A 25,598-nucleotide genomic window follows, 5' to 3' on the forward strand; every position below is an offset into this window, starting at 1 on the left:
GTGAACGAGGAACCGGAGCGGCAGCGCGGCGGCGCCGAGCGGCTGCACTCGGGCCCGTCACCGGTGGATCTCGCCGAGATGGCGCTGGTCGAGGCGGAACTCGACGAGCGCTGGGGCGAGACCCGGATCGAACCCACGCTGAGCCGCATCGCCACGCTGATGGATCTGCTGGGCTCCCCGCAGCGCGGGTACCCGGCCATCCAGATCGCCGGGACCAACGGCAAGACGTCGGTCACCCGGATGATCGACGCGCTGCTGACCGCGCTGCACCGGCGCACCGGGCGCTTCACCAGCCCGCATCTGCAGCTGGCCACCGAGCGCATCGCCGTCGACAACGAACCGATCGGCCCGGGGCGGTATGTGGAGATCTATCGCGAGTTGCAGCCCTACCTCAAGATGATCGATCAGCAGTCGGAGGCCGCGGGCGGGCCGCGGATGAGCAAGTTCGAGGTGCTCGTCGGGATGGCCTACGCCGCGTTCGCCGAGGCGCCGGTCGACGTCGCGGTCATCGAGACGGGCATGGGCGGTACCTGGGACGCCACCAATGTGGTGGACGGTCAGGTCGCGGTGATCACCCCGATCGGCTTGGACCACACCGACTATCTCGGCCCGGACCTCACCTCGATCGCGGGGGAGAAGGCGGGCATCATCAAGAAGGCCCCCGAGGATCCGCTGGTGCCGCGCGAGACGGTCGCGATCATCGCCGAGCAGGAACCCGAGGCGATGGACGTGCTGCTGCGGCGCGCGGTCGAGGCCGACGCCGCGGTGGCGCGCGAGGGCGCGGAGTTCCGGCTGCTGTCGCGCCGCATCGCCGTCGGCGGCCAGGTGCTCGAGATCCAGGGCCTGGGCGGGGTGTACGACGAGATCTTCCTGCCCCTGCACGGGGAACACCAGGCGCACAACGCGGCGGTCGCGCTCGCGGCGGTGGAGGCGTTCTTCGGCGCGGGCGCGCAGAAGCAACTCGACATCGACGCGGTGCGGGCCGGTTTCGCCGCGGCGATCAGCCCGGGGCGGATGGAACGGATGCGCAGCGCGCCGACCATCTTCATCGACGCCGCCCACAACCCGGCCGGGGCGCGGGCGCTGGCGGCGACGCTCACCGGCGAGTTCGACTTCCGCAAGCTGGTCGGTGTGGTCGCGGTGCTGTCGGACAAGGATGCCGCGGGCATCCTCGCGGCGCTCGAGCCCGTGCTCGACCAGATCGTGGTGACCACCAACGGTTCTCCGCGCGCGCTGCCCGTCGACGATCTGGCCGATCTGGCGGTGCAGCGTTTCGGCGACGAGCGCGTCGTCACCGCCGCCACCCTCACCGACGCCGTGGAGACCGCGATCGCGATCGCCGAGGAGGCCGCGGAGTCCGGTGAGCCGGTGTCGGGGGCGGGGATCGTGGTCACCGGTTCGGTCGTCACCGCCGGTGCGGCACGCTCCCTGTTCGGAAAGGACCCCGCATGAGGCAGGCACAGCCATGAGCGACCAGCAAGTCCCCCCGCCCGCCACCGATCCGTGGAAGGGCCTGCGCGGCGTGATGGCGGGCGCGCTGGTGCTGGAGGCGATCACGGTGCTGCTCGCGCTGCCCGTGGTGAGCGCCGTCGGCGGCGGCCTGAACTGGTGGTCGGTGGCCTGCCTGGTGACGCTGGCGGTCCTGATGTTCGCCGGCGCGGGCCTGCAGCGCCGCCCCTGGGCGCTCCCGTTCAACCTCGGCCTGCAGGTCCTGCTGCTGCTCGGCGGCTTCATCCACGTGTCGATCTTCGTGATCGGCGTCGTCTTCGCCGCCGTCTGGGCCTTCATCCTGGTCCTGCGCTCCGACGTCCGCCGCCGCATGGAACACGGCCTGCTGCCCAGCCAGCGAGCGTGAGAAGCGGGATGTTCACCGGCGAGCCGGTGTGCTGTGCTCACCTCCCCGGTTCGCGGCCGGCTCGGTTTTCGGTGGACGAAGCGCATGCGCGACGCGCGAGTCTCGTCCACCGAAAACCGAGCCATGAGGGCCGCGAACCCGCGGCGCCGAAGGCGACGCCAAGGACTCAGCTACAGTGTCGCCGTGACTGAGCAGACGTTGGTACTCATCAAGCCCGACGGTGTTTCTCGGGGGCTGATCGGTGAGGTCATCACCCGCATCGAGCGCAAGGGGTTGAAGATCGCGGCGCTGGAGCTGAAGCAGGTCTCCGAGGAGCTCGCGGGGGCCCATTACGCCGAGCATGCCGAGAAGTCGTTCTACGGTTCGCTGATCGAGTTCATCACTTCCGGACCCGTGGTGGCCGCGGTCCTGGAGGGTCCGCGGGCGATCGCCGCCTTCCGGCAGATCGCGGGCGGCACCGATCCGGTGGAGAAGGCCGTGCCGGGCAGCATCCGTGGTGATTTCGCTCTCGAGACCCAGTTCAACCTCGTCCACGGGTCCGACTCGCCCGAGTCCGCCAAGCGCGAGATCGCGCTCTGGTTCCCCGAACTGCCCCAGTAGGTCCGCCCCGAACACCGTGTCCGGGGCCGTCGCGCCGCCGCGATCGATCGGGGTTCGCGACGCCCGCGAGCCCCCGCGGAAGGACATCGATGGCGAATGTCCGGCGCACGGTGTGGGATACTGGCAATGGATGTGATCGACGCCCGCCGTTTGCGGTAGGTGGCGAGAGCACCCGATGGCACTGCGGTTCGACGCCGATCATCGCTGCCCACGGACGGTTACCAAGACTCGGCCGTCCGGCCGGCACGCTGGATGAGCGCTCGAATCCCGGTGTCGAAGCCAACAGCCAGGCGCCGCGTGACCAGTTAGCCGACCGACGAACGACAAGGTGATAACGGGCACGCGGGGCGAGACCACAGGACCTCGCGCCCCCGCGGTGTGAGGCGAACGGACAGTGCCCCCGCGTCGGCCGCGTCACTCCCCGTATGGGAGGGACGCGCCCGGGGGCCCGAGGAGATTTCGTGGCCGATCAAGAGCCGCAGGAAACGTCGCAAGGTAAAGGTGAACCCGCTTCGAACGAGGCGGCCGGGGCAGGGGAGGCGGCGCAGTTGCCCGAACGTATCCGGGTCCATGCGCTGGCGAAGCTGCTGGGAACCACCAGCAAACGCATTCTGGCCCACCTGACCGAACTCGGCGCCGAGGCCCGCAGCGCGCAGTCCAGCCTGGACCGCACGGTGGCGGAGTCGGTGCGGGACACGCTCGCCCCCGAGGCGTCGGAGCCGAGTTCCGCCGAGCCGGCCGAGACCGCCGCGCCTGCCGATACCGCGGAGCCTCCCGCCGCCGAGCCCGAGGGCACGCCGGCCGCGGCATCCGTCGGCGCGACGGAGACCAACGGCGTCGCCGGTGCGGTCGCGTCGACCGACACCGCGTCGGCGAGTTCTGCCGCGAAGTCGGCCGAGCCCGCCACGGTGTCCGCCGCCGGAAGCTCCGGACCGGTGACCCCGGACCGCCCGGTGCGGCAGTCCTTGTTCACCAGCCCTTTCCATGCCCCCGCGCCGCCGGCCCCCGAGCCGGTGGCGTTCGAGCCGCCCGCCGTGGTGGCCGCCCCGCTGTTCCTCCCGCCCGACGCCACCGCCGCCCAGGAGATGCGGCGTAAGCTGCGCGCCGAGCGGCACACTCCGCCGGAGGAGGAAAACAAGGCCGCTCCGATCGAGGAGCCCGCGCCCGCCCCGCCCGCCGACGAACCGCCGCGCGAACCGGCCGCACCGCGGGGCGAGGAGCCCGACGCGGACACCGACACCGACGACACCGACAACTCGTGGGACGAGGACCAGTCCCACGACGACGGTGAGGACGGCAACCGCTCGCGCCGCCGTCGCCGGGGCCGTCGCGGTCGCGGTCGCGGACGCGGCGAACAGCACGGCGACCAGGACTCCGACGACGCCGAGGACACCGAGCAGGGTGCCGAGGCCGAGACCGACGACGAGGAATCGGCCGAGAACGGCTCCGACGAGAACGACGCCGTGCCGGAGGGTTCCAGCCGCCGTCGCCGTCGCCGTCGGCGCCGCAAGTCCGGCGAGGACGCCGAGGCCGAGCCGAGCGAGGACGATCCACCGAACACCGTCGTGCACGAGCGCGAGCCGCGCAACAAGCGCCGCGGCTCCGGCGACGAGGTGCAGGGCATCAGCGGCTCCACCCGGCTCGAGGCCAAGCGCCAGCGCCGCCGCGACGGGCGCGAGGCCGGACGCCGCCGCCCGCCGATCCTGACCGAGTCGGAGTTCCTGGCCCGCCGCGAGGCGGTGGACCGGGTGATGGTCGTGCGGGAGAAGACCTTCGCCGAGCATCCGGCCGCCACCGTGCAGGTCGCGGTGCTCGAGGACAACATCCTCGTCGAGCACTTCGTGACCAGCAGCGGCCAGGCGTCCATGGTCGGCAACGTGTACCTGGGCAAGGTGCAGAACGTGCTGCCGAGCATGGAGGCGGCGTTCGTCGACATCGGCCGCGGCCGCAACGGCGTGCTCTACGCCGGCGAGGTGAACTGGGAGGCCGCCGGGCTCGGCGGCAAGGAGCGCAAGATCGAGCAGGCGCTCAAGCCCGGCGACACCGTACTGGTGCAGGTCTCCAAGGACCCGGTGGGGCACAAGGGCGCACGGCTCACCACGCAGATCTCGCTGGCCGGACGGTTCCTGGTCTACGTGCCGGGCGGTTCGTCCACCGGCATCAGCCGCAAGCTGCCCGACACCGAGCGCAAGCGGCTCAAGGAGATCCTGCGCGACATCGTGCCGCAGGACGCCGGGGTCATCATCCGCACCGCCTCCGAGGGCGTCAGCGAGACCGAACTGGCCCGCGACGTGGAGCGGCTGCAGGCCACCTGGAAGACCATCGAGGACCAGTCGAAGAACGGCTCCGGCGCGCCGAAGACGCTCTACGAGGAGCCGGACCTGCTGGTCAAGGTGATTCGCGACCTGTTCAACGAGGACTTCTCCAAGCTGGTCATCGAGGGCGACCGGTCCTGGACCACGGTCGAGAACTACATCCGCACGGTGGCGCCGGACCTGCTGGCCCGGGTCGAGCGGCACGAGAACACGGGCGTCGACGTCTTCGGCAGCTTCCGCATCGACGAGCAGCTGGCCAAGGCCCTCGACCGCAAGGTGTGGCTGCCCTCGGGCGGCACCCTGGTGATCGACCGCACCGAGGCCATGACGGTCATCGACGTCAACACCGGCAAGTTCACCGGCGCCGGCGGCAGCAACCTGGAAGAGACGGTCACCCGCAACAACCTGGAGGCGGCCGAGGAGATCGTGCGGCAGATGCGGCTGCGCGACATCGGCGGCATGATCGTCGTCGACTTCATCGACATGGTGCTCGAGTCCAACCGGGATCTGGTGCTGCGCCGCCTGACCGAGGCGCTGGGCCGCGACCGCACCCGCCACCAGGTGTCGGAGGTGACGTCGCTGGGGCTGGTGCAGATGACCCGCAAGAAGCTGGGCACCGGGCTGGTCGAGGCGTTCTCCACCACCTGCGAGCACTGCCACGGACGCGGCATCCTGGTGCACAACTACCCGGTGGAGACCCCGCCGGTCGAGGAGGGCGCCGGCCGTCGCGAGGGCCGTCGCCGTCGCAAGGACAAGACCCCCGCGCCTGCCCCGGCCCCGGCGACGAACGGCACCGCGCCCGTCGAGGACCACTCGGAGGAGGACGCGGCCGTCAAGCGGGCGCATCCGGTGGCGTTGGCGATGGCCGCGCACCAGGCCGAGGAGGCCGCCTCGGTGGCGACCGCCGAGGCCGAGGTGGCCGTGGCGGCGGCGGAGGCCGTGCAGCAAGCCGCCGAGGCGGACCTCGCCGACGTGAGTTCCGCTGCGGCACAACAGGTTACGGAGCCCGACACCCGTAGTGGGTCGGACCGTGAATCCGAGGGCACGCCGGGTCGCACGCGTCGGCGGGCGCGTCGCGGCAGCCGGTCGAGCCGGGCCGAGGCCTTGGCCGAATCGCGGAACGCGGAGGCCGCGGGTACGTCCGAGGCGGCCGATACGTCTGAGGCGGGTGCGGATTCGCGCGATGCCGGTACCTCCGAGTCGCGGAGTAGTGCGGCGGCCGGGACTCCCGAGGTGGCCGCGGAGCCGCGCGGTGCCGAAAGTTCCGGGGCTGTGACGGAGTCGCGCGGTGCTGAGCGTTCCGGGGCGGCGGCGGAGTCGGGTGCCGAAGCCGGTACCTCCGAGGCTGTTGCCGCTGCCGCGCCCGAGGTTGTGTCGGGTGGGGCCGCCGAAGCGCTTGCTACGGGCGAGGCTGCCGATTCCTCGGTCACATCCGAGACCGAGCCGGAGGCGGCTTCCGAGGCCGAGACCGGGACCGCGGCAGCCGCCGCTTCCGAGACCGCGGCGGAGACCGGTGCCGCACCGGCGGGTACGGCACCGGCCGCGCAGGCGAGCCCCGAGACCGGGCGGCGACGTCGCCGGGTGGCTCGCACCACCGCGGCACCTGGGACCGACAGCCAGGGTGCGGTGTTCGTGCTGTCCAGCGCGGAGCAGGAGGCCCCGGCCGTCGATTTCACCGACATCCCAGCGGCGCCGGTGGAACCCCGCAGCCGTCCGCGCCGACGGTCCGCCGGCCGGGCCGCGGGCGCGCCGGAACAGCCGAGCTGAGAGTAGGACCGCCGACGGCCCGCACCGATCCGGTGCGGGCCGTCGGCGTTCGCGTGGCGGGCCGTCGGCGTGCGGCCCCCGTCACCCCGGTTTGGTCGGGCGGGTTCCCGTCCTGTAATCTTGGCCAGTCGCTGCTCGGTGACAGCAATCGTGCTGTGTCACCTCGACCGCTGTGGCGCTCCCCGGAGTGCAGGCGCTGACGCAGCGTGATTACCAGACCAGACGTACGGCGGTCTCCGGTTGTCGACCGGGAGTCGCCGCATGAGCAAAGTGCCGAGCACTAGTAGAGGAAGAGGGTAGCCGACCGATGGCAACGTACGCGATCGTCAAGACCGGCGGAAAGCAGTACAAGGTCGCGGTCGGTGACCTGGTGAAGGTCGAGAAGATCGAGGGTGAGCCGGGCGCCGCGGTGTCGCTGGCGCCGGTGCTGGTCGTCAACGGCTCCGAGCTGACCACCGATGCGGACAAGCTGGCCAAGGTGTCGGTGTCCGCCGAGGTCGTCGAGCAGACCAAGGGCCCGAAGATCCGCATCCACAAGTTCAAGAACAAGACCGGCTACCACAAGCGTCAGGGCCACCGTCAGAAGCTGACGGTCCTGAAGGTCACCGGCATCAAGTAAGCGACTACGGGGTTCGCCCCAAGTACGAGGAGTTCAACAACCATGGCACATAAGAAGGGTGCGTCCAGCTCTCGTAACGGTCGCGACTCGAATGCCCAGCGGCTCGGCGTGAAGCGCTTCGGCGGCCAGACCGTCAAGGCCGGCGAGATCCTGGTCCGGCAGCGCGGCACGCACTTCCACCCGGGCGTGAACGTCGGCCGTGGCGGCGACGACACGCTGTTCGCCCTCGAGGCGGGCGCGGTGAAGTTCGGCACCAAGCGTGGCCGCAAGACCGTCAACATCGTGGTCCCGGAGCCGGCGCAGGCCTGAGCCGCGCGGAGCCTTTCCACCACACTTCGAAGCGGGTCAGGGTGACAAACACCCTGGCCCGTTTTCTGTTTGCAGCCGACCATTCGAGAAGGAGGATGATCAAGGCATGTCCAAGTTCATCGATCGCGTCGTGCTGCATGTGCGCGCCGGTAAAGGCGGGCACGGGTGCGCTTCGGTGCATCGGGAGAAGTTCAAGCCGCTGGGCGGGCCCGACGGCGGGGACGGGGGCAACGGCGGGGACGTGATCCTCGAGGTCGATCCCAACGTGCACACCCTGCTGGACTTCCACTTCCACCCGCACGCCAAGGCGGGCAACGGCAAGCCCGGCGAGGGCGGCAACCGCAACGGCAAGCAGGGCGGCGAGCTGCTGCTGAAGGTTCCGGACGGCACGGTCGTCATCGGACCCGACGGCGACGTTCTGGCGGACCTGGTCGGCGCCGGCACCCGGTTCGTGGCGGCCCGTGGCGGCCGTGGCGGGCTCGGCAACGCGGCGCTGGTGTCGCGGGCGCGCAAGGCGCCCGGCTTCGCGCTGCTCGGCGAAGAGGGCGAGGAGCGCGATCTCGTCCTCGAACTGAAGTCGGTCGCCGATGTCGGGCTGGTCGGGTTCCCGTCGGCCGGGAAATCGTCGCTGGTGTCGGTGCTGTCCGCCGCCAAGCCGAAGATCGCCGACTACCCCTTCACCACGCTGGTGCCGAATCTGGGCGTGGTGTCCAGCGGTGACACCACGTTCACCATCGCCGACGTGCCCGGCCTGATCCCCGGCGCGAGCGAGGGCCGCGGCCTGGGCCTGGACTTTCTGCGGCACCTCGAGCGCTGCGCGGTGCTGGCCCACGTGGTGGACTGCGCGACCCTCGAGCCCGGCCGCGACCCGATCTCCGACGTGGACGCCCTGGAGGCGGAGCTGGCCGCGTATCAGCCCGCGCTGCAGGCCGACGCGAGTCTCGGCGACCTCGCGGACCGGCCGCGCGTGGTGATCCTCAACAAGGTCGACATCCCCGACGCCGAGGAATTGGCCGAAATGGTCACGCCCGAGTTCGCCGCGCGCGGCTGGCCGGTCTTCCGGATCTCCGCGGTGAGCCGGGAAGGCTTGCGGCCGTTGACGTTCGCGCTGGCCGAGCTGGTTCGCGAGTACCGCGAGGCGCATCCGAAGGCGGCGCCCAAGCGCCCGGTCATCCGGCCGGTGGTGCGCGGCGAGAGCGGCTTCTCGGTGACCGTCGACCCCGAGGTCGAGGGCGGTTTCATCGTGCGCGGCGAGCGTCCGGAGCGCTGGGTGCGCCAGACCCAGTTCGACAACGACGAGGCCGTCGGCTACCTGGCCGACCGCCTGGCCCGCCTCGGCGTGGAGGCGGAGCTGGAGCGGCTGGGCGCGCAGCCCGGCGCGCCGGTCACCATCGGCGACATCAGCTTCGACTGGGAACCGCAGATCTCCGCCGGCGTGGATCTGGTGATGACCGGCCGCGGCACCGATCCCCGGCTCGATCAGACCGATCGCATCTCGGCGGCCGAGCGCAAGCACGCCTCCCGGGTGCGCCGCGGGCTGGTCTCGGAGGACGAGGACGGCCAGTGAGGTCGCCGAACGGTGCCGCGGCGCAACGATGTTCGGTGTTGTGGAGTGAGTTCTGTTATGACGCAGGTTGATTCGGGTCGGGAGATCAGCGCGGCACGCAAGGCGGTCGCGACGGCGCGCAGCGTGGTGGTGAAGATCGGGTCGTCGGCGCTGACCAGCCTGGAGGGCGGCCTGGACACCGCGCGGCTGGACAAGCTGGCCGACGCGGTCGAGGCGCGGATGCGGGCCGGGTCCGATGTCGTCGTGGTGTCCTCCGGTGCCATCGGCGCGGGTATCGCACCGCTCAAATTGTCTTCGCGGCCAAGGGATCTGGCGACCAAGCAGGCGGCGGCGAGCGTCGGTCAGCTGGCCTTGGCACACGCCTGGGGCACGTCGTTCGCGCGGTACGGGCGGACCGTCGGCCAGGTGCTGCTGACCGCCGGGGACTTCTCCCGCCGCGAGCACCACCGCAACGCCCAGCGCACCCTGGACCGGCTGCGCTCGCTGCACGCGATCGCGGTGGTCAACGAGAACGACACCATCGCCACCGAGGAGATCCGCTTCGGCGACAACGATCGGCTGGCGGCCCTGGTCGCGCATCTGGTCGGCGCGGACGCGCTGGTGCTGCTGTCGGATGTGGACGGTCTCTACGACGGCGACCCGCGCAAGGGGGACGCGAACTTCATCCCGGAGGTGCGCAGCAGCGCCGACCTGGACGGCGTGATCGCCGGCAGCGGCGGCGCGCTGGGCACCGGCGGCATGGCGTCCAAGCTGTCGGCGGCCCGCCTCGCCGCCGACGCCGGGGTGCCGGTTCTGCTCGCGGCCGCCGCCGAGGCCGACGCCGCCCTCACCGGCGCGTCGGTCGGCACCGCCTTCGCCGCCCGCCCGGTCCGGTTGTCCGCCCGCAAGTTCTGGGTCCGGCACGCCGCCGACAGCCACGGCGCGGTGCTGCTCGACGAGGGCGCGGTGCAGGCCGTCGCGCAGTGCCGCCGCTCCCTGCTGGCCGCCGGCATCACCGGCGTCCGCGGCCGTTTCCACGGCGGCGACGTCGTCGACCTGGTCGCCCCCGACGGCCGCGTGGTGGCCCGCGGCGTCGTCGAATACGACAGCACCGAACTACAGACCATGGTCGGCCGCTCCACCACCGAACTCCCGGACGGCATGCAGCGCCCGGTCATCCACGCCGACGACTTGGTGAAGGTGTAGCCGGTAGGACGGGTTGTCGCGGGGTGTGGCTCTTCTCTCACTGACGGTTCACGCGTCGCTCAGCCGCCGGAGGAGGGCCGCGTGGTCGACGGTGGTTTCGCGGGCCCACTCCAGAAGTTGTGCCGTCCGGGCGGTCTCGTCCTGCCGATTGTCGAGTTCTTCCCGCAGGCGTGCCGCATCGGTCACCACATACTCCTCTGCCTGATATATGCCGTGGGCTCGGTCTGCTGGCGACCGATTCGGGTATCGAACCCGGTCAGCGGCTGGGTGGGCTGACTCCGGGCTGTTCGGGGGTGGTGGGGCTGGAGGTGTCGGGGATGGGGCCGGTGATGCCGGGCTGGCCTTCCTCGTCGGTGAGGGGTGGGCCGGGTTCCAGTGGGGGTGGTGGGGTGTGGGGTGGTGGCGCGGGTGCGGGGGCAGGCGGCGGAGGGGGCGGCGTGGGGGTGGATGGCTCGTGTGGGTGTGGAGTGGGTGTGGGGGTGGATGGCGCGGGTGGGGGTGCAGCGGGGGTGGATGGTGGTGCGGGAGTGTGTGATTCGGGGGATGCTGGCGCGGGGGCAGGTGTGGGTGGTGGCGTGGTGCCCGTCGGAGGTTGTGGTGACGGGGCGGGTGAGGGTGCCGGTTGGGTGGGTGGTGTTGTGGGCGTGGTGGTTTGAGGTTGCTGTGGGCTCGGCTGACCCGGGGACGGGGTGTCGGGTTGCGCCGGAGACGTGGGTGGTGTTGTGGGGGTGGAGGATTGGGGTTGCTGTGGCTCGGGTCGGCCGGGTGCGGGCGCATCGGGCTGTGGCCGGTCGGGGATCGGGGTGTGGTTGTTGGGCGGAAGTGTTTGGGGTGCAGGGGGATTCGTTGAATACGGGGATTCGGAACTGCCCCCGGGTAGGTCGGGAGGTGTGGGGAGGGCCGGGACTCCGGTGCCCGCCATGGTGTAGGCGGGTTTGTAGATCATGTTCATAGCCAGCAGCGCTTCTTGGCGCAGCGCCTCCTGCGCCAGGCGGGCGTCGAGGACGTGCGCGGCTTCCAGTGCCCGGGCGATCGCGCCGATCGGCCCCGAGTTTCCCGGCGGCACGACGGCCAGTTTCACCGCTTCGGCCGCCGCGGACAGCGCGCCCAGGCGCGCGCCCACCTCGCCCAGGATCGCGGCCAGCTCCTCGACGGACTGCGCGAGGCCGCGGGTGCAGTCGGCGGCGGCTTCGGCGGCAGCGCCCTCCCAGCCCGCGCCGCTCATCATGCGGTCGACGTCGTTGCGAGTGAGCGGCATCGCGGTGGTCAGGGTGGCCGCCGCCTCCAGCCACACCGCCGAGGCCTGCAGGATCTCCGCGGCATCGATCTGCTGGGTGCCCTCGTGGATCTGCTCGTGCGGCAGCGACTCGAAGTGTTCCATCGCGCTGATGTACTCCGGGTCGGTGCTGCGCGGCTGCGGTCCGTACCGGAATTCGGCGGTCATCGCGACGGCCTCGGCGCGACCGCCCGGAGCGCGGCGGCGTGCGCGGCATCGGCCTCTTCGTACAGACCGGCGCTGACCAGGAACCCCTCTTTGATCCGATAGGAGGCGGCGATGTACCGATCGAGCAGCGCGGAGGTGTCGCGGGCCTTGCGCGAGAACCCGGCCTGCAACTGCTGCGCGGAGAAGAATCCGCCGAAACCGTGCAGGTCGGACACGCTCTCCAGGCGCTGCTGCAAATAGCGCAGGCGTTCGATCTGCTGGTCGTACAGTTCGGCGCAGCGGCGGGCCGCCGCGGGGTCGAACCGTACGGTGCCGCTCCGCGCTTCCTGCAGGAATCTGGTGATGTCGGCCTGACTCGTCTCGATCGTCATGCGCACCCCCTCCGGATCGGTCGTCGTGATTCAGCCTAATCGGTGCATCGGGGCCCGGTCAGCCGTGCGGGCCGTTCACCTCGCGATCCGCTTCTGCAGATGGGTCGCGAGCTGCTGGGTGGAGGTCGGCACCACGTGCACCTCCTCGCCGGCGCGAATGAGGTAGCGGCCGTCGTCGGCGACATCGATCCAGGTGTAGTAGATCGGCGCGGGCGGGTTGTCGCGGTCCAGCGCGGCCTCGATGCGGATGTGGCCTTCGGCGGTGTGCGGTCGCAGCAGCAGCCGCCGGATGCGCGGAACGGGCGGCTGGGTGGCGACCACGGTCTCCTCGTCGCGCACCGCCGCGGCGCGGGCCGAACGCGCGGGCTCGCGGCCGGGCGGCGCCTGCGGCAACAGCCCCGCGATCCGCGCGCCCAGTTTGGCGCTGTGCCCGATGGAGAGGCGGACGACGCCGCCGTAGCCCGGAAAACCGCCCGGGTCCTGCACGGCCAGGACGGCGTGGTCGTAGACGACCGCGCCGAGCACCCGGATCTCGCTGTCGGGCGCGTGACCCCCGCCGATGGCCACGATCCGGGTGTGCGGCTGGGCGAGAATGCGCAGGCAGGCGGACAGATCCGGGTCGGCGCGCAGCGGCAGCCGCGCCTCCAGGGCCCGGCGCAGTGTCGCGGCCTCGTCCTCGGTGCGCGGGCTCTCCAGGATCCGGAGTGGGAACGGGTGGCGATCCAGGTCGGTCTCGCGCCAGATGTGTGCGAACTCGTCCGGTGTGAAAGTCCAACTCACGCCGACAAACACCCTTCACCGATCGCCGATCCGCGATTACGGCCGTTAACGCCTCTGGATACCAAGGATATATCCCATCAACACCGTGGTGACCGCCTGCGCACCAGGAAATTTCGGATTGCTCTGTGTGAGGGCCGTCCGACGGTTGAATGTTTCAGATATACCGTGGCGAACTCGGCCGCGCAACCGGCGCGCAGGCGGCAACCGCGTCGAGGACGGGAGGGTGTGTGCACGTGACGAGTCCGGACACCGAGGGGCCGGCGACAGGTGGAAAGGGGCGTGGGCTGCGGCGGTTGCGGGAGGCCGGGTTCCGGGTACCGGAGTGGGAGGTGCTGGAGTCCGGGCTGTTCGACGCGCTGGATGCCGGATCGGTAGCGGCGGCAGCGGAATTCGCCGAGTCGACGGAGATGGCGGAGGCATTGCGCCGCGGCGCGGCCGTGCGTGAACGGATCCTCGCCGCGCCGCTGCCGCCGGTGGTCGCGGAGCGGATCCGCGCGGCGTGCGAACGGCTGGGAGACGTGCCCGTCGCGGTGCGGTCGTCGGCCGCGGCGGAGGACGGTGCCGCGTTTTCCTTTGCGGGACAGTTCGATTCATTTCTGAATCGCCGGGGCGAGGACGAAGTGGCGGCGGCGGTGCGGGCCTGCTGGGCGTCGGCGTTCGGCGAGCGGGTGATCCGCTACGCCTTCGCGCACGACCTGCCGCTGCCGCAGGTACCCACGGTGCTGGTGCAACGCCTGGTCGTGGCGCGGGCGAGCGGGGTGCTGTTCACCGCGAACCCGATGAGCGGCGTGCCGGACGAGATGGTCGTCGGCGCGGTCTACGGACTCGGCGAGGGGCTGGTCTCGGGCGCGGTGGACGCGGATTCCCTTGTGGTGGAGAAGGCTTCGGGCACCGTTCTGGAGTCGGTGCGCGGCGAGAAGGCGACCGCGTATCGCCCCGACGACGACGGTGGGTGTGTCGCGGTGCCGGTCCCCGAATCCGAGCGCGCGGCCGCGGTGCTGTCGGATGCCGAACTGGCGGAGCTGGTCGAGCTGGGCCGCCGTGTGGAGTCGGCGCTGGGCGCGCCGCAGGACATCGAATGGGCCGCCGACGCCGACGGGCTGTGGCTGCTGCAGGCCCGCCCGATCACCACTCCGCTCGGCGCACCGCTGCGCGGCGCGGGCGAGGACCTCGGCCCCGACGACCTGCGGATCTGGGACAACTCCAACATCCTGGAGAGCTTCAACGGCCTCACCTCGCCGCTGACGTTCACCACCGCCGCCGACATCTACGGCCGGGTCTACCGCGGCTACGCGCGGTCGCTGCGGGTGCCGCCGCGACAACTGCGCCAGACCGACGCCTGGACCGGCGTACTGCTGGGCAGCTTCCACGGCCGTGTCTACTACAACCTGCTGCACTGGTACCGGATGGTGGGCATCGCGCCCGGCTATCCGCTCAACCGGCGGGTGCTGGAGGCCGCCCTCGGCGTCGCCGAGCCGCTGCCCGACGACATCGCGAAGACATTGCGGCCCTTCACTTTCCGCAATCCGATCGAACGACTCCGGTCGCGGGCCGTCACGACCGCCACCTACCTGCGGCGTATCGTCGGCATCGACGACATGATGCAGCGGTTCCTCACGGAGTTCTATCGCGTCTACGACGAGTTCGACGCGCTCGACGACGCCGCGCTGACCGGCGAGCAGGCCTACGCCCGCTATCGGCGGCTGGATCGCGAGCTGGTCGATCGCTGGGGTCCGATGATGGTCCTCGACGCCATGCTGCTGACCTTGACGGGCCTGCTCTACCTGCTCACCAAGCTGCTGCTGCCCAAGGCGCCGGAATGGTTCCTGTACGCGGTCGCCGGGCCCGGGGAGGAGGTGGAGTCGGCCGAGCCCGCTCGCGCCATGGCGGCGCTGGCGGAGGTCGTGCGCGCCGATGCGCAGCTGCGCCGGATCGTCGAAACCGTTGCGCCGGAGAGCATCCGGGGCGAATTGGAACAGGCGGGACGGACCGACTTCCTCGAACGTGTGGACGAGTACGTCAGCCGCTACGGCTATCGCAGCATCGACGAACTCAAACTCGAGACGCCGGATCTGCGGGAGGATCCCGCGAGCCTGTTCGTGCTGCTGCGCGCCGCGCTGCCGCAGGAGCAGACCCGGCGCGGCGGCGAGGCGGACGCCTACCTCGACGAACATCTGCACGGCGTGCGCCGGGCGCTGTACGAGCGGCTGCGCCGCAAGGTCGGTCGCTGCGCGGCGCATCGCGAGCGGCTGCGGTTCTGCCGCACCCGCGCCTTCGGCATGGTGAAGCGGATGATCCGGGTGATGGGCCGCGATCTGGCCGCCCGCGGTGTCGTCGACGACTTCGCCGACGTGTTCCACCTGACGGTGGATGAGCTGCGCGGGTGTTACGAAGGCGCGGACACCAGCGGACTGCGGACACTGGTCGCGGCCCGGAAACAGCAGCGCGCCAACGATTCCCGGCTGGTCGCGCCGTCGCGTTTCACCACCCGCGGCCCGGCGTTCGGGCGGGCGGAGCTGGCGGCGCAGGGCTGGGTGCCGATCACCGACATGCCCGCCGCGACCGCCGGCGCGGTGCTGACCGGGACCCCGTCCGGGCCGGGCACGGGCACCGGCCCGGCGGTGGTGGTCGACCAGCCGCGCGACGTAGCGGGCGGGGTCCTGGTGACTTACCGGACCGACCCGGGCTGGGTGGCGGCGCTGCCGTCGGCCGCGGCGCTGGTGATCGAACGCGGCAGCCCGCTCACCCACGTCGCGATCGTCGCCCGCGAACTCGGCGTGCCCACCGTCGTGCAGGTGCGCGACGCCACCACCATGCTCCGCACCGGGATGCCGATTCGGGTCGACGGCACCGGCGGAACCGTTACTGTGCTGGCCGAAGGAGACGGTCCCCATGCAGGTTGACGACGATATCGCGGCGGTGCGGGGCTGGCTGGCGCGGCCGGCCGACGACGCCGGCATCCATCTGGCCGACGAGGCCGACGGATGGGAGTACCGGTCCTATCGGGAGCTGGCCGATCTGGCCTGGGGGGTCGCGGCGCGGCTGCGGGCCGCCGGGCTCACGGGCGGTGAGGGCGCCTGCGTCATCATGCCCACCGGGTTCCCCTGTGTGGCAGCCTTTTACGCGGTGTGGGCGTGCGGGGGCGTGTTCACTCCCGTCGCGCCGCCGACGTTCGGTGATCTCGCCCAGTACATCTCGCACGTCGCGGCGATCCTGCGCCAGGCGCGGCCGCGGCTGGTGGTGACCTCGGCGGACCTGCGGACGCTGGTGGTCCAGGCGATGGCCGAGGCCGGACGCACCGACGACCCGGTACTCGTGGAGGACGCGGAACTGGTGGGGGAGCGGGAATTCGGCGAGCCCGCCGACTGCGCGCTGCTCCAGTTCACCTCCGGTTCCACCGGGACACCGCGCGGCGTGCGGGTGTCGTGGCGCAATCTGGCGAACAACATCGCCATGATCAGCCGGTTGGTGGACTGGCGGCCCGGCGAGGCGATGGCCTCCTGGCTGCCGCTGTATCACGACATGGGTCTGGTGGGCGCGTTCTTCACCACCGTCACCAATCAAGGTGACCTGTATCTGATGCGGCCGGACCAGTTCGTCCGGGACCCCGCGCGGTGGTTGCGGGCGATGACGCACGCGCAGCACTCGCCGTCGCCGTCGTTCGCGCTCGGCTATGTGGCGCACCGGGTTTCGCCCGAGGAGGTGGCGAAGCTGGACCTGTCCGGGTGGCGGACGCTGGCCGTGGGCTCCGAGCCCGTGGAAGTGGCGGACCTGCGGGCGTTCGCGGAACTCGCCGGGCCCCAAGGTTTTTCGGCCGACGCCTACACCTTGGCCTACGGTCTGGCGGAGGCGACCCTGATGGTGACCTCGTCGGCGCGGGAACGCCCGGTGACGGCTCTGCGCCTGGACAACGCGAGCCTGCGTTTCGGTCACCCGGTGCTGCCGGTGAGCGAGGCCGCGCTCGGTGACGGCCGCTGGGTGACGGGGGCGGGGTGGATCACCGGGCTCGGATTCCCGACGGCGGAGTCGCAGGTGCTGGTCGTCGACGAGGACGGGCGCGAACTCCCGGACGGCACGCTCGGTGAGATGGTGGTGACCGGTGACTCGGTGGCACTGGGCTACACGGTGCCCGCCGCGGGCGGCACGCGGATCGACAACGGGCGGCTCTATACCGGGGACGCCGGATTCCGTTACCGCGGCGAGGTTTTCGTGCTCGGCCGGATGGGGACGAGCCTGAAGGTGCGTGGGCGCTCGGTATTCATGGAGGACATCGAATCCCGCGTCGCCCGCGAGACCGGCCTCACCAAGGGCAAACTCGCCGCGGTGGCCTGTGGCGAGGCCGGTGGTCAGGGTGTGGTGTTGTTCGCCGAGACCGCGCCCGGAGCGTGGATCGAGCAGGCGCGCAGCGTATTGCGCGCCGCGCTCGGTCCGGCGCAGACCGCCACGGTCGTCACCGGCCCGCGCGGCTTCATCCGGCGGACATCCAGTGGGAAACCGCGTCGTCGGCACATGTGGCAGCTGTTCGGCGACGGCGCGCTGGAGGGTGCGGTGGTGCACGAGGCCGCCCCGGCGGAGTCGCACGAAATCGACGGTGACGCTGTAGGACCCGAGACGGTGCCCGCGGCCGCGACCGGCAGGGTGGCCTCGGCTCCGCACTGGGCGGCCGATGCGCGGCGGCTGCTCGACCGTGCTCTGGAACTCGTTTCCGTGCCGCCGAATTCGGCCGTCCTGTTCGAGGGCTCGCTGGCCGAGGGCTTCGGCAACGACGGCTCCGATGTCGACTTCCTGGCGGTCGCGCCCGGCGACGAGGAATTGCCCACCCTGCCCACGGTGCTGTTCCTCGACGGCCGTCGAGTGGAGGTGCGGACTCGTTCGGCAGCGCAGCTGCGAGCCCAGTTGACGCGGGTGGCCGAGGCCGCCGACCCGGACGAGGACCTGCTCAACCGATGCCAGCGATTCCTCCGCGCCACAGTGCTCCGCGCACCCGCCGGGTCCCCGGACATCGACGAATTGCGCTCCCTGCTCCCGTACCCCGAGTTCACCCGCAAGCTCGCCGACTGGTGGTACGCCCGCGCCCGCCAAGCGCTGCGCTACGCCGTCGCGCTCGACGCACTGGGCGAACGCGAGGAGGCCGCGGACTGGGCCCGCGACGGTCTACTCCAGGGCGTCAAGGCATGGGCGGCGAGCCGGGGGGAGACCTACGTCGAAACCAAATGGCTACCTGAGCAATTGGGGCGGATCGTCGCACAGTCCGGGCTGGCCGCGGACGGCGACATCGGTCGGGAGGCGGGCCGGGCGACAAGACAAGCGGGTGCGGGGGCCGGGCCGGAAGTCGGCGTGGAGGCAGGACAGGATGCGAGCAGGGGGACTGAATCAGAAGCACGCGGGGGGACTGGACCGGAAGCGGGCGTGGGAACTGAGCTGAAAGCAGGCGTGGGTGCCGGGCCGGAAGCAGACGTGGGGGCGGACCCAAGAGCGAGCGATAGGACTGGACCGGAGGTAGGCGGGGGGACTGGGCTGAAAGCGGGTGCGGGGGCCGGGCCGGAGGTAGGCGGACCGCGAGCGGGCGCGGGGGCCGGACCGCGAGCGGGCGGGGGTGCGGGGCCGGGAGCGGGCGGGGTGCGGGCGAGCGAGTTGATCGGCCGCTTTCGGGCGCTGTCCGGGTCGGCGTCGGTTAGCGAGATGCTGGATTTGGCGGCGGAATTCGGTGTGGATGGTGTGGCGCAGGACGCTGAGCAGGTGATGTTGGCTCGTGTGCCTGGTGTGACGACGTGGCCGATCGGTGGTCGGGTGCATGTGATTCGGGGGGATCGGGACGTGTTCGTGCTGTCGGAGGCGGGTGGGCGCGCCTGGCGGTCGGTGGTGTTGCGGCGGTCGCTGCGGGAAGTGTTGGGGCGGGCCGACATCGGGGCCGAGTTGGCCGAATTCGTGCGGCTCGGGCTGGTCGGGTTGCAGTGGCGCGGGGGCGAGCCGATCGCGCCGGCGCTGGCGATGTGCAAGCCGCTGCGCCCGTACACCCCCGCACCGGGCCAGGTCTCGCCGGTGCTGGGCCTGTCCGGCGCGGGTCGCGAGGGCGAGGCGGTCGCGACGCTCGCCCCGCTGCCCGCCGACCGGTTCACCGCGTGCGCGCTGGACTTGGTGTGGTCGAACGTGGTGCTGGAGAACGTGCGCGAGGACCTGGTGGGGGCGGTGAAGAGTGGTCAGGGCGCGGTGGCGGACATCGCGGCGCACCGCATGATCGCCATGGCGGTGCGAATGCTGCTGTCCGCCTACGGCATCCATCCCTTGCCCGCCGATGTGGCACCCGGCCGGACGCTGGCAAGGTCGCTGCCCGGCAGCGCGGGTGAACGCGAAGAGCTACGCCGCGCGGTCGACGAAGCGAGCCGGACGAGTTTCTCCCGGGCCCTCGCAGACGGTGCCGACGCCCTAGCGGAACTGGCCCGCCTCGACGACCTGGTCGCCCGGGTGCGCCTCCGCACCGGCGGCGACTTCCCGGCCTCCTTCGACTCCCGCGAGCAATGGCGGCGCACCCTCGACATCAGCTACGACTGGCTCCGCCTCGCCGGCTACCTCGACACCGACCTCCCCTTGGACGAGGCCCGCGACCTGCTCACCTCCGGCGGCCGCCAACCCCACCTGCGCGAAGGAGACCACCGATGACGACGGGGCACCGGGGTATTGCAGGGCTGCGAGGTGATCATCGATGACGACGGGGACCGACGGGTATCGCGGGGGCATGAAGGAGATCGCCGATGACGCCAGTGAGTGGCCGGGCGGCTCGGGCGCGCCACGGGGCACCGAGCGGCCATTGTCTCGGTATTGCGGAACGACACTGCGCGACCGCATGTCGGTGAGGCGCGGAGGACTGAGGACGGTAGTGAGCGGCCCGGCATTGCCGGGGCGGGGAAGAGGGGACCGATGACTGCGGTGGATAGTGCTGTGGCGGAGCGGGTTCGGCGGCTCGTGGTGGGGATGGCGCCCGCGCCGGATGTGGCGGGGGGTGACGAGCGGCGGCTGGTGGAGGACCTCGGGTTCGATTCGCTGCGGCTGCTGGAGTTGACGGTCGTGCTCGAGCGGGCCTTCGGGCTGCCGCGCTACCGGCCCGAGCAGCTGGTGGGTGTGCTGCGGGTCGGAGACGTGATCGCCCTGATCGAACGGACGTTGCCGTGACGGCGCGGAGCGGGGTGCTGATCACCGGTGCCAGCGGCTTGGTCGGGTCCGAGGTGGCGGCCCGGCGAGTCGCCGCCGGGAGACCGACAATAGCTGTCCTGCATAGCAATTCACGACTCATACGCAACGACGGTGCACCCCTCGAGGGCGTGGCGACGGTGACCGGCGACGTCCGCGAGCCCGGCTTCGCCCTCGCGGAACCGGACGCGCTGTCGGATCGCGTCGGCGTGATCGTGCACGCCGCGGCCACCACCGCCTTCGACGCCACCGCCGAGGAATACGAGCGGCTGAACGTGCGCGGCACCGCGCACGCCGTGGAACTGGCCCTGCGCTGGGACGTGCCGCTGGTGTACGTGAGCACGGCCTACGTGTGCGGCCTGCGCGGCGGGACCATCGGCGAGGACGAACTCGCGGCGGGCCAGGAATTCGGAAACGGTTACGAGGACAGCAAGTTTCGCGCCGAGGAACTGGTGCGCGGCACGTCGGGACTGCGCTGGGCCGTGGTGCGGCCGGGCATCGTCACCGGCGCGGTCGGCAGCGGCGTGATCCGCGACTACAAGAACATGTACACGGTGGTGAAGCTGATCGTCGAGGGCAAACTGCGGTCGCTGCCGGGCCGCTACGACGCCACCCTCGCGCTCGCGCCGGTCGACCACGTCGCCGAGGTCATCGCCGCGGTTGTCGACAGTATCGAAACGCATTGCGGCACAACCTTCCACGCCGTCGGACGCGACACCTTGTCGCTGCGCGAGGTCTCCGACGTATTGGCCGAATATCCGTCGTTCCACGTGGCGACGTTCGTGCCCCCGTCGTCCTTCGCGCCCGAGGACCTGGACCCGATCGAGCGCGAGTACTACCTGCGGGTCGGCGCGCTCTACACCAGCTACTTCGCCCGCCGCGTGCGGTTCGACACGGCGAATGCCGAAGCGCTGCTGGGCCGCCCGGGCCCCGAGACCGGCAAGGAGTACCTGCGTCTGCTGCTGGACCACTGCTTGGAATCCGGCTATCTCGGGACGCCACTCCCCTCGATCGAGGACGTGCTCGCGGCCGACGGGGCGGACATCCGGGGAGGTCACCGATGACGACCGCGCTCCGCGACCTGCTGACGACGCTGACTCCGCTGCCGGACAAGGCCGACCGTTACGCCGCCGACACCTACGTGCAGGAATGCGTCGCGCAGCTGGACGAGATCGGCACGGACGCGGCGCGATTCGCCCGTGAGCACTCCATGCTGCTGCTCAAGCCGGACGCCATCGTCGCCCGCGCGGTGCGGCCGAGCCTGGAGTGGTTGCGGGACAACGACTTCCGGGTGGTCAGCGCCCAGACTCTGCCGGTGAACCGGCATCTGGTGCGGGCCCTGTGGTACTTCGCCTGGAACATCGCCTCGCCCGAACGCCGCCGCCTCGCCGATCTGCTGGTCGGCATCTCGGATGCGTTGGTACTGGTGGTTTCCGGGCCCGTCGCAGATCTGCCGACGCCGGTGCGCCTGACCGCGGCGAAGGGTGCGACCGATCCCCGCAAGCGGCGTCCCGGCGAGCTGCGCCACCTGCTCGGCCGGGACAGTTACCTGCTCAATCTCGTGCATTCGCCGGACGATCCGGCAGATGTGCTGCGCGAGTTCGCGATCTACTTCGACGAGCGCACGCGCTCCCGGGTGCTGGCCCAGGTCGGCACCGGTGCCGACTGCTCCGCGCACGCCGCGGAACTGGCCGGCGACCTCTATCACCGCACTCCCGCACGCGATTTCGATCGCGGGGCCGCCGTCGCGCGCATCCTGGCCGATCTCGGCCGCCCGCCCGACGGCGTCGATCCGGATTCCGACGAGGCGTGCGCGGGGTTGCTGCGCGCCGCGTGGGCGGCGGATCGGGCGATGGATCCGTGGTCGGTGATCGTCCTCGGGTCCCAGGTACTTCCCATGCGCACCGGATCCGGACCGCAGGCGCTGCGCCCGGTCGGCGCACACGACTGGTTGGAGGCTCGACCATGACGACGGACACCGCGGTGGTGCAGACCGCGAGTCACGTACGCACCATCTCCCGCCTGCTGGCGCACCGCTGCGCGGTCTCGGAGGTCTTCGTCACCTCGCTGCACGCGCGCTCACCGGAGGAATTCGTGGTCGGGGCGCAGCTGCCGCGCATGCACGCCTACTACGGCGACCACCTCGAACCCCTTGCCGGGCGGCACGATCCGCTGCTGGTGATGGAGGCGGCGCGGCAGGCGGCGATCGCGCTCACCCACGAGTACTTCGGGGTGCCGAAGGACATGGCCTTCGTGGTGCGCGAATTCAACGGCACCGCCGCCGACACCGCGGCTTGGGAGATCGGCCGCGCCCCAGCCGATCTGGTCATGACCGTCACCATCCCGCGCCGCCATCTCCGGCAGAACGCCGTGTGCGGGCTGGACATGGTGCTCGACATCGAGTGCGCTGGTACGCCGATGATGACCGTCGACGGGTCCTTCTTCTGGATCACCGGGCGGCAGTGGGGGCGGCTACGCACCGAATTCCGGGAAAGCTTGGGGCTCGGGACTTTTCACGACGTCCCACCGCACGCCGAGCGCGCGCCCGCCGCGACGGTGGGCCGGGAGAACCGGCGCAACGTGGTGATCGCTCCCATTCGGCGCGCGGGGGCCACAGCCACCGCCGAACTCGTCGCGGACACCGCGCACCCGTTCCTGTTCGACCACCCCCTGGACCACGTGCCCGGCAGCCTGCTCATCGAGGCCGCCCGGCAGACCGCCGTGGCCATGCTGCTGCCCGCCACACCCCGATTACTCCGCGTCGCAAGCAGTTTCGACCGCTTCGTGGAGTTGGATCACACCGCCGAATGCCGAGCCGAACTCGTCGAGTCCGCCCCGCCCCGCATCCGTTGCGACATCCTCCAGTGCGGCGCCGCAGCCGCCCGCCTCGAACTGGAATTCGCGACTACAGAGGAAAAGCTCTGAGGGCGTGCGTGTTTCGAGATGGTGAACGGGAGATGAGCAACACGTGCGTGTTTGACAGTGGCGAGCGGGAGGTGAGCCGAACGTGGTGCTCCGTGGTGGCAAGCGGGTGGCGAGGTGCGTGTGAGTGCTTCGAGGTGGGGGGCAGGTGACCTGGGGCGTGGGCATTACGCGTGGTGAGTGGGAGGTGAACCGGGCGTGGACATTTCGAGGTTGCGAGTGGGAGGTGAGGCGGGGGTGAGGGCTGTGGTGGTGCGGGTCGCGCGGTTCACGCGGGTGCGGTACGAACCGCATTATCTGGTGTACGCGGTGTTGTTCACGCTGGCGGTGGAGGGGACGGCGGCGGTGGTGTCGGGGGTGGTGTGGCGGCCCGGGGGCGCGACGGTGGTGCGGATCGCGGTGGTGGCGGTGGTGCTGCTGTATCTGCGCATGGTCGACGAGCAGAAGGATCTCGACTACGACCGCGTGCACCATCCGGATCGGCCGCTGGTCACCGGCGCGGTGCGGGCGGCGGATCTGCGTGCGGCGATGGTGCTGATCGCGGCCGCGACGATCGCGGGTTCGCTGGCGCTGTCGGTGCGTTCGGCGCTGCTGATCGCCGCCGCGCTGGGGTACGGGCTGGCGCTGTGGGGGCTGGAACGGTGGTCGGCGACCGTGCGCGACGCGATCATGGTGAATCTGGCCGTCACCTATCCGGTGCAGCTGTTCATCATTGGCTATGTCGTCGTCTCGGCCATCGATACCGGTCAGGTGCGCTCCGACGGGACCACCGCGCTGGTCGCGGTGATCTTCGCCGGGGCGTTCCTGCATTTCGAGTTCGCCCGCAAGACGGCGTCCGCACCGCGGCCGGGGGAATGGTTCTATTCGAATGCGCTGGGCGCGTACGGCAGTGCCGCGGTCGCGGTGGGGTGCGCGGCCGCCGCCGTGGTCTGCGATCTGATGCTGGTGCGCCCCTGGGACTTCGGCGCACCGGCAGCGCTCGTGGGATGGCTGCCTGCGGTGCTCCTGGCGCTGCCGCTGTGGGGCGCGGCCCGGTTCGCCGCCTCGACCTCGGGCACACGGACGTATCCGCTGGTCCCGGCTGTGCTGTTCGTGTTCGCGCTGTATATAGCGCTGATCGCGCAGGCGCTCGTCCTGCCCTGAGCCGACCCGAGTGTCACCGGAGGGCCACCGAAAGGGCAGTGGGCGGACGGCGCGAAGCGCGCATCCTGGATTGTGCACCCGGCGCCGCAGAAGGTGTCCCTTCGCACAAGTGCGGCGCGCCGGATCCGGCGCGGTCCGCCCTTGCCGCGCCGGGCTCGCGGTCCGGCGCTCGCGTGCGGCGCCGGGTGCGCCGCTCCCGCTTGGAGGTGCACCGCGATGTTCGTACCGCAACCGGACGGTGTCGACCGACCGTCCGCCGGGACCGGAATCACTCGCCCTGTTGCCTGGCGCGCCCGCGCCGACCGGTGGCCGGCGGACGGGCCCGCGCCGATCCTGCCGGACTGGCACGAACTGCTGGCCGCCTTTCTCGGACACGTCGGCGATCAGCCCGGCGACCATCCGGTGACCCGCTGGGCGCGCACCCTCGCCGAACTGCACCTGCAACGCCGCGGCGACCCGCTGCGGTCGGCCGAGATCGACGGCCGCCGTGGCGAACTCGTGGCACGCATCGACCGGTGGGTGGCCGCGCACACCGAGGCGCGCCCCCGCACCCGCTCGCTCGGCGCGGCCATCGACACCATGGCCGCGGCTCAGGTCCGCGCCGCCCATCTGCTCCGCAACGCAGACGACGTGCGCGAGGAACGGGTATACGCGGCCTGGTTCCTGCTCGCGTCGCTGGCCGACGGCTGGACCGAGCTGGTCCACCGGCTGAGCGGCCCGCAGTGGCCGCAACCCGACCGCAGCGCGGCGGGCGACGCACGGTAGCTCAGCGCCGCCGCCGTCGGCGGGCGCGGCTTGTGGGGGCGGGTGGCTCCTGTTGGAGGGCCAGGTCCAGCATGGCGGTTCCGGCGTCGCGGATCAGGGAGTCGAGATCGTCGAGCACGCTGATCACTGCGGCACGGGCCGTGCGCAACTCCTCCGGCGTGCTGCACTCTTGTTCGAAAACCGCTCGGACCGTATGTAATTGCAGTCCGATATCGAACAGGTGGCGTACCAGCCGGTCGTTGGAATCCGGAATGGTGTGCGGCGCTTCGGGCATCGCGACCTCGGCGTCGAAGGCCACACGGGCCGGTCCGACGGACTCGTCGGGGTTCGTGACCGCGTGTAGCGGTGTGACGCCGGTGGTGTGGGAGTCCTCGGATGCGGTGGCCGCGCGGGCGGGCTGGGATCCGTTATGCGCGACAGCGGGCATGGCAACCTTCTGGGGTAAGAGCGAGGTTCCCAGCCGCGCTACTGGACTCGGGAAAGAGTTCTGCCAGTCAGTGTAACCGCCGCGCGCGGCGGCGGAGGCTGCTGTGTCGTCAAGGAATCGTGACCGTCGGGTCTCGCGCCACGCCGGTCGCACCCGGCCACCGTGGTTGAAGTGCCGCAATACCGTTGCGGCATAGAGCTTCCCGTCGCCCGCCCGCCGCGCGTACCCGCCGCCGTCCGCGCGCCGGCGTTGCGGCGCAGCGTGATTGCCGTGCACCGAGGTGGTACGGTGCCGAGACATCGGGCAGTGAATCCACTTACTTTTCGGCACTGCGCAGTTTG

The 25,598-nt window shown here is 71.2% G+C and carries 21 protein-coding genes; 16 read left to right on the forward strand and 5 right to left on the reverse strand.

Annotated features, from left to right (window positions below; translation table 11 throughout):
* The 8 genes from folC to proB all read left to right on the forward strand — a co-directional run bounded on the left by folC (position 1) and on the right by proB (position 10,217).
* Positions 1 to 1,452, forward strand: a complete 1,452-nt coding sequence (folC, locus tag IU476_RS11810; RefSeq protein WP_438944000.1) for a bifunctional tetrahydrofolate synthase/dihydrofolate synthase — start codon at positions 1 to 3, stop codon at positions 1,450 to 1,452.
* A gap of 13 nt (positions 1,453 to 1,465) precedes the next feature.
* Entirely contained in the window at positions 1,466 to 1,855 is a 390-nt protein-coding gene (locus IU476_RS11815) for a DUF4233 domain-containing protein (protein WP_195099476.1), read from the forward strand.
* 183 nt (positions 1,856 to 2,038) lie between these two features.
* Positions 2,039 to 2,455 (forward strand): nucleoside-diphosphate kinase, encoded by a 417-nt coding sequence (gene ndk, locus IU476_RS11820; RefSeq protein WP_195099479.1) that lies wholly within the window; start codon positions 2,039 to 2,041, stop codon positions 2,453 to 2,455.
* Between the two features lie 461 nt (positions 2,456 to 2,916).
* On the forward strand, positions 2,917 to 6,537 hold the full coding sequence (locus IU476_RS11825) for a translation initiation factor IF-2 N-terminal domain-containing protein (protein ID WP_324194017.1): 3,621 nt from the start codon (positions 2,917 to 2,919) through the stop codon (positions 6,535 to 6,537).
* A gap of 307 nt (positions 6,538 to 6,844) precedes the next feature.
* Positions 6,845 to 7,156, forward strand: coding sequence for a 50S ribosomal protein L21 (rplU, locus tag IU476_RS11830; RefSeq protein ID WP_040747090.1), 312 nt, complete (start codon positions 6,845 to 6,847; stop codon positions 7,154 to 7,156).
* Between the two features lie 42 nt (positions 7,157 to 7,198).
* Positions 7,199 to 7,465, forward strand: coding sequence for a 50S ribosomal protein L27 (rpmA, locus tag IU476_RS11835; protein WP_187684557.1), 267 nt, complete (start codon positions 7,199 to 7,201; stop codon positions 7,463 to 7,465).
* Between the two features lie 106 nt (positions 7,466 to 7,571).
* A complete protein-coding gene (gene obgE, locus IU476_RS11840) occupies positions 7,572 to 9,032 on the forward strand; it encodes a GTPase ObgE (protein WP_195099483.1) in 1,461 nt (486 codons plus the stop codon).
* A 57-nt stretch (positions 9,033 to 9,089) separates the two neighbouring features.
* The gene (gene proB / locus IU476_RS11845) at positions 9,090 to 10,217 is read left to right on the forward strand and encodes a glutamate 5-kinase (protein ID WP_228823480.1); all 1,128 of its coding nucleotides are present in this window, start codon (positions 9,090 to 9,092) and stop codon (positions 10,215 to 10,217) included.
* A gap of 48 nt (positions 10,218 to 10,265) precedes the next feature.
* On the opposite strand, the gene IU476_RS11850 is transcribed toward proB, so the two are convergent.
* From IU476_RS11850 to IU476_RS11865, 4 genes are all read right to left on the reverse strand, one after another.
* Complete coding sequence (locus IU476_RS11850) at positions 10,266 to 10,403, reverse strand: hypothetical protein (RefSeq protein WP_195099485.1); 138 nt, start codon at positions 10,401 to 10,403, stop codon at positions 10,266 to 10,268.
* A 70-nt stretch (positions 10,404 to 10,473) separates the two neighbouring features.
* Entirely contained in the window at positions 10,474 to 11,661 is a 1,188-nt protein-coding gene (locus IU476_RS11855; RefSeq protein ID WP_195099487.1) for a hypothetical protein, read from the reverse strand.
* The gene (locus tag IU476_RS11860; RefSeq protein WP_195099489.1) at positions 11,658 to 12,032 is read right to left on the reverse strand and encodes a hypothetical protein; all 375 of its coding nucleotides are present in this window, start codon (positions 12,030 to 12,032) and stop codon (positions 11,658 to 11,660) included. The genes IU476_RS11855 and IU476_RS11860 overlap by 4 nt, the downstream gene beginning before the upstream one ends.
* Before the next feature lie 75 nt (positions 12,033 to 12,107).
* Positions 12,108 to 12,812, reverse strand: coding sequence for an ESX secretion-associated protein EspG (locus tag IU476_RS11865; RefSeq protein ID WP_195099491.1), 705 nt, complete (start codon positions 12,810 to 12,812; stop codon positions 12,108 to 12,110).
* A gap of 233 nt (positions 12,813 to 13,045) precedes the next feature.
* Here IU476_RS11865 and IU476_RS11870 point away from each other — a divergent pair, with 233 nt between their 5' ends.
* The 8 genes from IU476_RS11870 (at position 13,046) to IU476_RS11905 (ending at position 24,830) form a co-directional block, all read left to right on the forward strand.
* Entirely contained in the window at positions 13,046 to 15,715 is a 2,670-nt protein-coding gene (locus tag IU476_RS11870; RefSeq protein WP_324194020.1) for a phosphoenolpyruvate synthase, read from the forward strand.
* Positions 15,705 to 19,472: an AMP-binding protein gene (locus tag IU476_RS36765; protein ID WP_267466423.1), complete on the forward strand. Its 3,768-nt coding sequence runs from the start codon at positions 15,705 to 15,707 to the stop codon at positions 19,470 to 19,472. Before IU476_RS11870 ends, IU476_RS36765 begins: the two co-directional genes overlap by 11 nt.
* Positions 19,473 to 19,730: 258 nt before the next feature.
* Complete coding sequence (locus tag IU476_RS11880; RefSeq protein WP_195099495.1) at positions 19,731 to 19,982, forward strand: acyl carrier protein; 252 nt, start codon at positions 19,731 to 19,733, stop codon at positions 19,980 to 19,982.
* Positions 19,983 to 19,996: 14 nt separating this feature from the next.
* On the forward strand, positions 19,997 to 21,064 hold the full coding sequence (locus IU476_RS11885; RefSeq protein ID WP_324194045.1) for an SDR family oxidoreductase: 1,068 nt from the start codon (positions 19,997 to 19,999) through the stop codon (positions 21,062 to 21,064).
* The gene (locus IU476_RS11890) at positions 21,061 to 21,969 is read left to right on the forward strand and encodes a nucleoside-diphosphate kinase (RefSeq protein ID WP_195099498.1); all 909 of its coding nucleotides are present in this window, start codon (positions 21,061 to 21,063) and stop codon (positions 21,967 to 21,969) included. The genes IU476_RS11885 and IU476_RS11890 overlap by 4 nt, the downstream gene beginning before the upstream one ends.
* Positions 21,966 to 22,925 carry a ScbA/BarX family gamma-butyrolactone biosynthesis protein gene (locus IU476_RS11895; protein ID WP_195099500.1) on the forward strand — a complete coding sequence of 320 codons (960 nt, stop codon included), beginning with the start codon at positions 21,966 to 21,968 and terminating at the stop codon, positions 22,923 to 22,925. The genes IU476_RS11890 and IU476_RS11895 overlap by 4 nt, the downstream gene beginning before the upstream one ends.
* Before the next feature lie 234 nt (positions 22,926 to 23,159).
* On the forward strand, positions 23,160 to 24,065 hold the full coding sequence (locus IU476_RS11900; RefSeq protein WP_324194021.1) for a UbiA prenyltransferase family protein: 906 nt from the start codon (positions 23,160 to 23,162) through the stop codon (positions 24,063 to 24,065).
* Positions 24,066 to 24,281: 216 nt separating this feature from the next.
* Positions 24,282 to 24,830 (forward strand): hypothetical protein, encoded by a 549-nt coding sequence (locus tag IU476_RS11905; protein ID WP_195099502.1) that lies wholly within the window; start codon positions 24,282 to 24,284, stop codon positions 24,828 to 24,830.
* A gap of 1 nt (position 24,831) precedes the next feature.
* On the opposite strand, the gene IU476_RS11910 is transcribed toward IU476_RS11905, so the two are convergent.
* Positions 24,832 to 25,533 carry a hypothetical protein gene (locus IU476_RS11910; protein ID WP_195099503.1) on the reverse strand — a complete coding sequence of 234 codons (702 nt, stop codon included), beginning with the start codon at positions 25,531 to 25,533 and terminating at the stop codon, positions 24,832 to 24,834.
* Positions 25,534 to 25,598: the final 65 nt, after the last annotated feature.

It is taken from the genome of Nocardia blacklockiae, from assembly GCF_015477355.1.
Lineage (GTDB): Bacteria > Actinomycetota > Actinomycetes > Mycobacteriales > Mycobacteriaceae > Nocardia > Nocardia blacklockiae.

Bases quoted from the DNA above. Each gene is read 5' to 3' on its own strand.
- IU476_RS11815 (WP_195099476.1), top strand. From the start codon at position 1,466: ATGAGCGACCAGCAAGTCCCCCCGCCCGCCACCGATCCGTGGAAGGGC.
- rplU (WP_040747090.1), top strand. From the start codon at position 6,845: ATGGCAACGTACGCGATCGTCAAGACCGGCGGAAAGCAGTACAAGGTC.
- rpmA (WP_187684557.1), top strand. From the start codon at position 7,199: ATGGCACATAAGAAGGGTGCGTCCAGCTCTCGTAACGGTCGCGACTCG.
- obgE (WP_195099483.1), top strand. From the start codon at position 7,572: ATGTCCAAGTTCATCGATCGCGTCGTGCTGCATGTGCGCGCCGGTAAA.
- proB (WP_228823480.1), top strand. From the start codon at position 9,090: ATGACGCAGGTTGATTCGGGTCGGGAGATCAGCGCGGCACGCAAGGCG.
- IU476_RS11855 (WP_195099487.1), bottom strand. From the start codon at position 11,661: ATGACCGCCGAATTCCGGTACGGACCGCAGCCGCGCAGCACCGACCCG.
- IU476_RS11860 (WP_195099489.1), bottom strand. From the start codon at position 12,032: ATGACGATCGAGACGAGTCAGGCCGACATCACCAGATTCCTGCAGGAA.
- IU476_RS36765 (WP_267466423.1), top strand. From the start codon at position 15,705: ATGCAGGTTGACGACGATATCGCGGCGGTGCGGGGCTGGCTGGCGCGG.
- IU476_RS11880 (WP_195099495.1), top strand. From the start codon at position 19,731: ATGACTGCGGTGGATAGTGCTGTGGCGGAGCGGGTTCGGCGGCTCGTG.
- IU476_RS11890 (WP_195099498.1), top strand. From the start codon at position 21,061: ATGACGACCGCGCTCCGCGACCTGCTGACGACGCTGACTCCGCTGCCG.
- IU476_RS11895 (WP_195099500.1), top strand. From the start codon at position 21,966: ATGACGACGGACACCGCGGTGGTGCAGACCGCGAGTCACGTACGCACC.
- IU476_RS11905 (WP_195099502.1), top strand. From the start codon at position 24,282: ATGTTCGTACCGCAACCGGACGGTGTCGACCGACCGTCCGCCGGGACC.